This window comes from Salinimicrobium oceani, from assembly GCF_012037645.1.
Window position 1 is genome coordinate 1 of sequence record NZ_JAAVJR010001198.1, and the last position, 347, is coordinate 347.

Genomic DNA, 347 nt, shown 5'->3' on the forward strand with positions numbered 1-347 from the left:
TAAGCTTTTTCTTAACGGCTACTTCCTGGAATGCTTCCACAACATCACCTTCCCGGATGTCATTGTAGTTTTTGATCTGCAATCCACAGTCATAACCTTTAGAAACTTCTTTCACGTCATCCTTAAATCGTTTAAGCGATGCAAGTAATCCTGTGTAAACTACCACTCCATCACGAATCAACCTAATCTGAGAGTTTCTGTAGATTTTACCATCGGTTACCATACAACCAGCAATAGTCCCGATCTTAGACACTTTAAAGATTTCCCTGATCTCTGCATTACCGGTGATCTCCTCCTTCATTTCAGGAGAAAGCATACCTTCCATTGCATCTTTCAGGTCGTTGATC

At 40.9% G+C, this 347-nt stretch carries 1 protein-coding gene; it reads right to left on the reverse strand.

Translation table 11 applies throughout. The features are described 5' to 3' along the window. Positions 1–347, reverse strand: a 347-nt coding sequence (locus HC175_RS21445) for an EF-Tu/IF-2/RF-3 family GTPase (protein WP_369074366.1), incomplete at both ends; no start/stop codon positions are given.